Origin of the sequence: Streptomyces sp. NPDC002785 (assembly GCF_040295565.1) — a bacterium.
Taxonomy (GTDB): Bacteria; Actinomycetota; Actinomycetes; order Streptomycetales; family Streptomycetaceae; genus Streptomyces.
The window spans coordinates 18,152-27,379 of record NZ_JBEOVN010000090.1 but is presented as its reverse complement, the minus strand read 5'-3'; the positions used below and the strand labels follow the sequence as shown (position 1 = coordinate 27,379).

The following is a 9,228-nucleotide window of genomic DNA, read 5'->3' as shown; positions in this document are numbered from 1 at the left end:
AGCTCGGGGAAGGAGCGTCGTTGACTGACGACAACGCCGCAAGCGGAGTCGCAGGGCGTCGGGAGCCCGCTCCCTATCGTGGGGGAGGTCGTAAGTGCCCGTGCGCGGCCACACCTGGCGTGATCCGCCTGCCGCACGGCGAAGGGCGACCGACGGGCGCAACTCCGCGGGCCGTCAGCCGGCGGAGTCCGCTGCCACCACCTGCGCCAGATCCACCGCCGCCGCGACCCGGACCGCCACGCTCTCCGCGTACACCGCGTCGGGGCGTTCGAAGGCCGTGCGGTGGGCGGAGCGCAGAAACGTCACCACGCCCAGCGTGCGCCCCCTGCTCCGCAGCACCGCGCACAGCGCGTGCACCGAATCCCCCGGCCACTGCCGTTCGGCCGCCCACACCCCCGCCCCGGGTCCCGCACCCGCGCTGGCCCGTACCGAACCCGTACGGTCCACCGCCTGGAGGGCCGGGTGCCCGGTCGCGTACCGCAGCGGAATGCCGCCGCCGGCCACCGGCAGGCACGGCCCGGGCTCACCGGGCGACGTCGCCGCCACCCGTACCAGCCGCTCCCCCGCCACCAGGTCGACCAGCGCATGGTCGGCGAAGCCCGCGAGCGCATAGTCCAGGTAGGACGTCGCCGCCTCCATCGGGTCCTCGCACTCGGACGCCGACGTCGAAGCCCGGTGCAGCTGGTTCGAGCGGAACCGCACCCGGTCCGCCTCCTGCGCCACCAGCTTCTCCGCGGTCACGTCCTGGAACAGCCAGCCGACCCCCAACGGAACCGGCTCCTGGGCGAGCGGCGACGCCAGCCGCAGAAAGCCGCTGCGCCAGCAGCGCCGCCGCTCCCCCTCCGCCGTCCGCAACGTCACCCACAACTCGGCCGGCGCCGGTGGTGCGCCCTCCGCGAGTACGTGCTGCAACGCGCCCTCCAGGTCCTCGACACCCTGCATGATCAGCTCGCCCAGCGGGCGCCCCAGCAGTGTCGTACGACCGCCGCCCAGCGCCCGTGCCGCGTGCGCGTTGACAACCGTCGGCCGCAGATCGGCGTCGACGAGCACCACGCCCCACGACGCGTCCTCGAACAGTGCCTCGCTCAGCGCGATCGACCTCTCCAGATCGATCTGCGCATGCACCTCGCCGAACGCGCAGTACACCCCGGCCGGCTTCCCGTCCGCACTCCGGACCCCGGCCGACTGCGTCCGTACGAGCACCCGCCCGCCGTCCTTGCGCAGCAACGCGAACTCGTGGACCCGGCGACCGGCGCCGTCCATGGCCGCCATCAGCCGCCCCTGCACCTCCGCCGCATCCGCCCGCCGCACCGCCCACCCGGCAAGCCCTGGCCGGCCCACGGCCTCCTCGGCGGACCAGCCCAGAATCCGCTCGGCCTCACGGTTCCAGTGGGTGATGGTGCCGTCCGCGTCGAACGCACAGAGCGCCGCATCCATCCCGTCGAGCAGCGCCGCGAGCAGCTCGGCCCGGACCCGCCCTTCGGACCCTCGTCGGGCCCGAGCGCGTCGGTCGTCCCACTGCTTGTGGACGCACTCATCCCCGTACCCCCGCAGGACGTATCCGGCATTACCGCACGTCAGACCATTGAACTCGAACGTGACCCAGCGCACACCGACTTCTCTGAAATAGGCCGACTCCTTAATTCGGTTGTGCGGCCCCTGACGCGTTCCTAGGGTGTGCCGTACACGCTGAAAGGAGGTGATCCGAAAAGTGCAGCCTTATCGGATTCGTGAGGTGGCTGCGGGCTGACAGCCCGTCGTCGCACACAGTGCACCTCGGCAGGCTGTCTGCCGAAACCCAAGCAGTCACCGACCCGCAGGCTCGCCGGTAAGTCCGGCCGGCTCCTCCGCAAGGAGGCACCAGAGCCTGCGGGTTTCTGCGTGTCCGGGACCCTTTACGGGCACAGGCGCTCGACGCGCCAGCTCTCGCCCTCGCGTACGTACCTCAGCCGGTCGTGCAGCCGGTTCTCATGACCCTGCCAGAACTCGATCGTGTCCGGTACGACGCGGAAGCCGCCCCAGTTCGGGGGCGCGGGGATGTGTTCGCCCTCCGGATAGCGGGCCGCCAGTTCCTCGTAGCGTTCGATCAGCTCGTCGCGGGAGCCGATCACCGCCGACTGGGCGCTCGCCCAGGCGCCCAGCTGGGAGCCGTGGGGGCGGGTGCGGAAGTAGGCGACCGTCTCTTCGCGGGCGACGCGGGCCGCCGTGCCGGTGACGATGACCTGGCGGGCCATCGGGTGCCAGGGGAAGAGCAGCGAGACGTACGGGTTGGCGGTCAGTTCGCGGCCCTTGCGGGATTCGTAGTTGGTGAAGAAGACGAAGCCGCGTTCGTCGTACTTCTTCAGCAGCACCGTGCGTGAGGACGGCCGGCCCTCGGGGGTGGCGGTGGAGACCACCATGGCGTTGGGTTCGTGGAGCAACCCGCCCACGGCGACCTGCCGGAACCAGTGGGCGAACTGCTGCATCGGGTCGGCGGCCAGTGTGTCCTCGGTGAAGCCCTCGGAGCGGTACTGCTCGCGCATCGCGGCCGGATCGGTGGTGGAATCGGAGGGGGAGTCTGCGGTGGGCACGGGGCCATCCTGCCGCAGCGGTCGCTGCTGCCCGGCAAGGAGGGCATCAATCCGTCATCGGTGAATCGGGAAGCTGTGCCGGATGTCACGCTTCCCCGCGTCGTGGGAACCCGCCAATATCTTGGGGCAGGCCACTGTGGCCTCCGTGCAGCCGCCGACCTGAGGGAGCCGCTATGACCGACTTCGTACCGGGACTAGAGGGAGTCATCGCGTTCGAGACGGAGATCGCCGAACCGGACAAAGAAGGCGGTTCGCTCCGCTACCGCGGTGTCGACATCGAGGACCTCGTCGGTCATGTGTCGTTCGGAAATGTCTGGGGTCTGCTGGTCGACGGGGCGTTCAAACCCGGTCTGCCGCCGGCCGAGCCGTTCCCGATCCCCGTGCACTCCGGTGACATCCGGGTCGATGTGCAGTCCGCGCTGGCGATGCTCGCTCCCGTGTGGGGCCTGAAGCCGCTGCTCGACATCGACGAGGAGACGGCGCGCAACGATCTCGCGCGGGCCGCCGTGATGGCGCTGTCGTACGTCGCCCAGTCGGCGCGCGGGCAGGGGCTGCCGATGGTTCCGCAGAGCGAGATCGACAAGGCGCAGTCCGTGGTCGAGCGGTTCATGATCCGCTGGCGCGGTGAGCCGGACCCCAAGCACGTCAAGGCTGTCGACGCGTACTGGACGTCGGCCGCCGAGCACGGCATGAACGCCTCCACGTTCACCGCCCGCGTCATCGCGTCGACCGGCGCCGATGTGGCGGCGGCGCTGTCGGGTGCGGTGGGTGCGATGTCGGGGCCGTTGCACGGTGGTGCGCCGTCCCGGGTCCTCGGCATGATCGAGGAGATCGAGCGGACCGGGGATGCCACCGCGTATGTGAAGAAGGCCCTGGACAAGGGTGAGCGGCTGATGGGCTTCGGGCACCGGGTCTACCGGGCCGAGGACCCACGGGCGCGCGTGCTTCGGCGTACGGCCGAGGAGTTGGGTGCGCCGCGCTTCGAGGTGGCGCAGGCGCTGGAGCAGGCCGCGCTGGAGGAGCTGCACGCGCGTCGCCCGGACCGGGTGCTGGCGACGAATGTGGAGTTCTGGGCGGCGATCATGCTGGACTTCGCGGAGGTTCCGGCGCACATGTTCACGTCGATGTTCACATGTGCGCGTACGGCGGGCTGGTCGGCGCACATTCTTGAGCAGAAGCGGACGGGGCGGCTGGTACGTCCTTCGGCGAGGTACGTCGGTCCGGGGCCGCGTGATCCCCGGGAGATCGAGGGGTACGAGCAGATCACGGACCTGGGGAACTGACGGTCCGGGTATTGCGCAAGCCCGGCGTGATCGGAAAGTACGGCCCCGGACAGGTCCGCAAAGCCTCACCCGGCCTGCGTGTCCATACCCTTGTGCCGGTCGGTCTCAGAGCTTGCCGCGGAGAGTGACGGTGCGGTGTCCGCCGAGGCCGCGCCGCACCTCCTGTTCGAAGCCGTAGGTCAGCTCCGCCCAGTTCCAGAAGGTGAGGCCGAGCTGCCCGCAGGCGTAGTAGTCGTCCTCCCAGCTCCAGCGGCCGATGCCGGAGAGCCGGCGGCAGGAGGGGCACTGAACGACTCCTTCGCCGCCGTCCGCCCAGGCGCCGAGCCGGCCCGCCAACGGGGCCCAGGCGCTGTCGACGGGGCACCAGGTGTCGTCGACGAGGCGGATCTCGGTGGCGCAGAGCGGGCAGGTGGCAGCTCCCGCGTCGCCCGTGGCCGCTGTCGAAGACAGTGCGTCCGGTCGCGACGTGGAGGCCGTTGCTCCACAGCTCGACCGGTTCCGGGTCGTCGACGGCCTTGGCGTAGTTCGGACCGTGCGTTGCCGTAGCCGTCTGCGTCGAGGACGCAGTCGGTGCGCTCGGCGCTGACGATTCCGTCGGCGATCAGCCAGTCGAGGAGCCCGGCGCCGAGTTGTGCGGCGTCCTGCTCGGTGGCGTCGAGGTCGACGATCGTCTGGAAGTAGTCACCCACAGGTCCCCCGAGGTCGGTCGAGTGCGTCGTCCAGCAGCGCCGCCCACTGCGCCACGACCCTCTGACGCCGGGCGGTGTCATCGGTGAGTACGTTGGCCAGGCCCAGGCCGCGGGCCATGTCGAGGAGGCCCTGGACGGTTTCGCGTACGCCGGGCCTGGTTTCGTCGGCGTTGAGGAGTTCGACGGCGATGCGGTGGGTCTCGCGGCCTACGCGGGCTTCGAGTTCGGTGACGCGGGGGCGGAGTTGTTCCTCGTTGGACGCGGCGGCCCAGAGCTGGAGTGCCGCGCGGAAGAGCGGGCCCGTGTAGAGGTCGACGAGGGCGGCGACGACGGCCGTGCGGCCCTGGACGGGCAGGGCGCGCAGGGCGGCGGAGCGTTCCTCGGCGACGTATTCGACGGCCGCGGTGAACAGGTCCTCGCGGGTCGGGAAGTGGTGCTGGGCGGCGCCGCGCGAGACGCCCGCGCGTTCGGCGACGACGGAGACGGTGGAGCCTGCCCAGCCGTGTTCGGCGAGACAGGCGACCGCGGCTTCGAGGAGTCGCCGGCGGGTGGCGCGGCTGCGGTCCTGCTTGGGGGTCCTGTCGGTGGAGGGCGTCACAACAGCCATGCGGGGTCCCGTCGTTCGAGGAAGGCCGTCATCCCTTCCCGTGCCTCGGCGGAGGCGAAAAGTGCTGCCGAGCGGGCGATGAGGTCTTCGGCATGCTGGTCGAAACTCTTCAGCACAGTAGCTGTGACCAGCTCCTTCGATGCTGCCAGCCCCTGCGGTGAGGCCCTGCGCAGTCCGTCCAGTACGGGTACGAGCGCCTTGTCCACGTCCTCGGCGGCGAGCGTGATCAGGGAGATACGGGCCGCTTCGGCCGCGTCGAAGCGTTCGCCGGTGAGGTAGTAGCGGGCGGCGGCGCGCGGGTCGGTGCGGGGCAGCAGAGGCATGGAGATGACGGCGGGGGCGAGGCCGAGGCGGGATTCGGTGAGGGCGAACGAGGCGCCGGGGCCGGCCGCGGAGATGTCGCAGGCGCTCAGGAGTCCCAGGCCGCCTGCCCGGACGTGTCCCGTGACCCGGGCGACGACGGGCTTGGGCAGTGCGGCGATCTGCCGCATCAGGGCGACGAAGGCCGCCGGGTCGGGCGGACCGGTGAGGTCGGCGCCCGCACAGAACGTGTTGCCGGTGTGGGTGAGGACGACTGCCCGCACGGCGTCGTCGGCGGCGCACGCGTCCAGGGCGGCGGACAGCTCGCCGACCAGCTGGGCGGAGAGTGCGTTGCGGTTGCCCGGTGAGTCGAGCGTGAGGGTGGTGATGCCCCGGTCGTGGGTGGGGGCTGCGAGCGGCGTCATGCGGTTCGTCTCCTTGTCCCGGGCCATCCCGCCGAGCGTGGCAGCGGGGGCTGGAGCAATCAAGCGTGCTTGCATGGTTCCACGGTCCGGCCGGGCGCCGTGACGGATCGGGGCCGGCCCGCGTACGACGACGGCGGCCCGCCCCACATCCCGGGGCGGGCCGCTGTCGTGGGCGGCGCGGTGCGCAGTTCGTCGTGGACATCGCGCGGGCAGACATGCGGCCGCCCCGGTACGGGGCATCGCGTCAGTACGACTTGGGCAGCCCCAGGGACTGGTGGGACACGAAGTTCAGGATCATTTCCCGGCTGACGGGTGCGATCCGGGCGACGCGGGCCGCCGCGATCAGGGATGCGAGGCCGTATTCGCGGGTGAGGCCGTTGCCGCCGAGGGTGTGCACGGCCTGGTCGACGGCTTTGACGCAGGCTTCGCCGGCCGCGTACTTCGCCATGTTGGCGGCCTCGCCGGCGCCGATGTCGTCGCCCTCGTCGTAGAGTCGGGCGGCCTTCTGCATCATCAGCCGGGCCAGTTCGAGTTCGATGTGGGCCTGGGCGAGGGGGTGGGCGATGGCCTGGTGGGAACCGATGGGTGCCTTCCACACCTGGCGGGTCTTCGCGTACTCGACGGCGCGGGCGAGGGCGTAGCGGCCCATGCCGATGCCGAATGCGGCGGTCATGATGCGTTCGGGGTTGAGCCCGGCGAAGAGCTGGAGCAGCCCGGCGTCCTCTTCGCCGACGAGAGCGTCGGCGGGCAGCCGTACATCGTCGAGGACCAGCTCGAACTGCTTCTCCGGGGCCTGGAGTTCCATGTCGATCTGCGAGCGCCGGAAGCCGGGTGCGTCGCGCGGGACGATGAAGAGGCAGGGCTTGAGCCTGCCGGACCTGGCGTCCTCGGCGCGGCCGACGATGAGGGTGGCGTCGGCGATGTCGACGCCGGAGACGAAGACCTTGCGTCCGGTGAGCAGCCAGTCCTCGCCGTCCCTGCGGGCGGTGGTGGTGATGCGGTGGGAGTTGGAGCCCGCGTCGGGTTCGGTGATGCCGAAGGCCATGGTGAGGCTGCCGTCGGCGAGACCGGGGAGCCAGTGCCGCTTCTGGGTGTCGGTGCCGAAGCGGGCGATGACGGTGCCGCAGATGGCCGGGGAGACGACCATCATGAGCAACGGGCTGCCGGCCGCACCCAACTCTTCCAGCACGATGGAGAGTTCGGCCATTCCGCCGCCTCCGCCGCCGTACTCCTCGGGGAGGTTCACGCCGAGGTAGCCGAGCCCCGCGGCTTCGGTCCACAGTTTGTGCGGGTGGGCTCCGTCGCGTACGACGGAGGTCATGTAGTCCCGCCCGTAGCGCTTTCCGAGGGCGGCGACGGCTGCGCGCAGGGCCTGGTGCTCTTCGGTTTCGAGGACGGTGCTCATGGCTTCGGTTCCTCCTGTACGTCTTGCACGACGGCGAGCAGGGCGCCGACCTCCACCTGGAGGCCGGGTGCGGCATGCAGTGCGGTGAGGGTGCCGGAGGCGGGGGCGAGGATGCGGTGTTCCATCTTCATCGCCTCCAGCCAGATCAGTGGCTGCCCGGCCTCGACCGTCGCTCCGGCTCTGAGGCCTTCCGCGACACGGACGACGGTGCCGGGCATGGGGGCGAGCAGTGAGCCGGGTTCGGTCCGGTCGGCGGGGTCGGTGAAGCGGGGCAGGGCGGTGAAGGTGTACGAGCCGGTGGCGGTGTCCACATACACCTTGTCCCTGTGGACGGTGATGGCGAAGTGGCGGGTGACGGAGCCGGCTTCGAGGGTGACGTGGTCGGGGCGGGCGGCGATGACCCGTTCTCCGGTTTCGGGGACGGGGCCGGTGCGTGTGGTGCGGTAGACGGCCCGGTGTTCGGTGCCGTCGGGTTCGGCGCGGTAGCGCTTGACCTGGGGTTGCGAGGAGATGTTGCGCCAGGCGCCGAAGCGGACGGGGCCCGGTCCGGGGCCGTGGTGCCGGGTGGCGGCGTCGGCGAGGGCTGCGGCCAGGGCGGCGATGCGGTGGTCCGCTTCGTCGGGGGCCGGGTTGAGGGCGTCGAGGTGCCGGCCGTAGAAGCCGGTGTCGAGGCGGGCGGCGCGGAAGTCGGGGTGGCGCAGGGACCGTACGAGCAGGTCGCGGTTGGTGACCGGGCCGTGGATGCGGGCGCGTTCCAGGGCGCGGGCGAGGAGGCGTACGGCTTCGCCCCGGGTGGGGGCGTGGGCGATGACCTTGGCGAGCATCGGGTCGTAGTGCACGCCGATGGTGTCGCCGCCGGCGTATCCGGTGTCGAGGCGCAGTCCGGGTTCGTCCGGCACATCCAGCGTGAGCAGTGTTCCGGTCTGCGGCTGCCAGTCGCGGGCAGGGTCCTCGGCGTACAGGCGGGCCTCGACGGCGTGGCCGTGCGGCTCGGGGGGTGCGGTGGTGGGCAGCGGTTCGCCTTCCGCGATGCGCAGTTGCAGGGCGACGAGGTCGAGCCCGAAGACGGCTTCGGTGACGGGGTGTTCGACCTGGAGGCGGGTGTTCATCTCCAGGAAGTACGGCCGTCCGTCGGCCGCGAGGAGGAACTCGACGGTGCCCGCGCCCCGGTAGCCGACCGCGCGGGCGGCGGCCACGGCGGCATCGTGCAGCCGGGTGCGCAGCGCGTCGTCGAGACCGGGTGCGGGGGCCTCCTCGACGACCTTCTGGTGGCGTCGCTGGAGCGAGCAGTCGCGGGTGCCGAGCGCCCAGATGCCGCCGTGCTCGTCGGCCATGACCTGGACCTCCACGTGCCGGCCGCGCTCCACGTACGGCTCCGCGAAGACCTCGCCGTCCCCGAAGGCGGCAGCGGCCTCGGCGGAGGCCGCCGTCAACTCGCCCGGCAGTTCGGCGAGTTCACGTACGATCCGCATCCCGCGCCCGCCGCCGCCCGCCGCCGCCTTCAGCAGCAGCGGAAGGTCGTCGGCGGTGACCTTCCGCGTGTCGACGGGCGCGAGCAGCGGCACCCCGGCGGCGGCCATCAGCTCCTTGGCGCGGGTCTTGGACGCCATCAGCTCGATGGCCTTGACCGGCGGCCCCACCCACACGAGACCGGCGTCCTGCACGGCCTGGGCGAATCCCGCGTTCTCGGAGAGGAAGCCGTACCCGGGGTGGACGGCGTCGGCGCCCGCCGCGAGCGCGGCGCGTACGACGAGATCGCCGCGCAGATAGGTGTCGGACGGGGCGGCGCCCGGCAGCCGTACGGCGGTGTCCGCCTCCCGTACGTGAGCTGCGTCGGCGTCCGCGTCGGAGTACACGGCAACGGTGGCGATGCCCAGCGCACGACACGTGCGGAAGATCCTGCAGGCGATCTCGCCCCGGTTGGCGACGAGCAGTGTGGAGATCATCTG

General features: G+C 71.4%; 8 protein-coding genes. 1 reads left to right on the top strand and 7 read right to left on the bottom strand.

Features of this window, described 5'->3' with window-relative positions; translation table 11 throughout:
- Positions 1-174: 174 nt before the first annotated feature.
- Together ABTZ94_RS21230 and pdxH are read right to left on the bottom strand one after the other, a co-directional pair.
- Positions 175-1,611, bottom strand: a complete 1,437-nt coding sequence (locus tag ABTZ94_RS21230; RefSeq protein ID WP_351202611.1) for a PAS domain-containing protein — start codon at positions 1,609-1,611, stop codon at positions 175-177.
- A 284-nt stretch (positions 1,612-1,895) separates the two neighbouring features.
- Positions 1,896-2,522 carry a pyridoxamine 5'-phosphate oxidase gene (pdxH, locus tag ABTZ94_RS21225; protein ID WP_351202613.1) on the bottom strand — a complete coding sequence of 209 codons (627 nt, stop codon included), beginning with the start codon at positions 2,520-2,522 and terminating at the stop codon, positions 1,896-1,898.
- A gap of 221 nt (positions 2,523-2,743) precedes the next feature.
- Here pdxH and ABTZ94_RS21220 point away from each other — a divergent pair, with 221 nt between their 5' ends.
- Entirely contained in the window at positions 2,744-3,853 is a 1,110-nt protein-coding gene (locus ABTZ94_RS21220; protein ID WP_351202610.1) for a citrate synthase 2, read from the top strand.
- 105 nt (positions 3,854-3,958) lie between these two features.
- Here the strand turns inward: ABTZ94_RS21220 and ABTZ94_RS21215 are convergent, their stop codons facing one another.
- From ABTZ94_RS21215 to ABTZ94_RS21195, 5 genes are all read right to left on the bottom strand, one after another.
- Positions 3,959-4,189 carry a hypothetical protein gene (locus ABTZ94_RS21215; RefSeq protein ID WP_351202609.1) on the bottom strand — a complete coding sequence of 77 codons (231 nt, stop codon included), beginning with the start codon at positions 4,187-4,189 and terminating at the stop codon, positions 3,959-3,961.
- A gap of 345 nt (positions 4,190-4,534) precedes the next feature.
- Entirely contained in the window at positions 4,535-5,149 is a 615-nt protein-coding gene (locus ABTZ94_RS21210; protein ID WP_351202608.1) for a TetR/AcrR family transcriptional regulator, read from the bottom strand.
- Positions 5,137-5,874 carry an enoyl-CoA hydratase family protein gene (locus tag ABTZ94_RS21205; protein ID WP_351202607.1) on the bottom strand — a complete coding sequence of 246 codons (738 nt, stop codon included), beginning with the start codon at positions 5,872-5,874 and terminating at the stop codon, positions 5,137-5,139. The genes ABTZ94_RS21210 and ABTZ94_RS21205 overlap by 13 nt, the downstream gene beginning before the upstream one ends.
- 244 nt (positions 5,875-6,118) lie before the next feature.
- Positions 6,119-7,279, bottom strand: a complete 1,161-nt coding sequence (locus tag ABTZ94_RS21200) for an acyl-CoA dehydrogenase family protein (protein ID WP_351202606.1) — start codon at positions 7,277-7,279, stop codon at positions 6,119-6,121.
- Complete coding sequence (locus ABTZ94_RS21195) at positions 7,276-9,225, bottom strand: acetyl/propionyl/methylcrotonyl-CoA carboxylase subunit alpha (RefSeq protein WP_351202605.1); 1,950 nt, start codon at positions 9,223-9,225, stop codon at positions 7,276-7,278. Before ABTZ94_RS21195 ends, ABTZ94_RS21200 begins: the two co-directional genes overlap by 4 nt.
- Positions 9,226-9,228 lie beyond the last annotated feature (3 nt).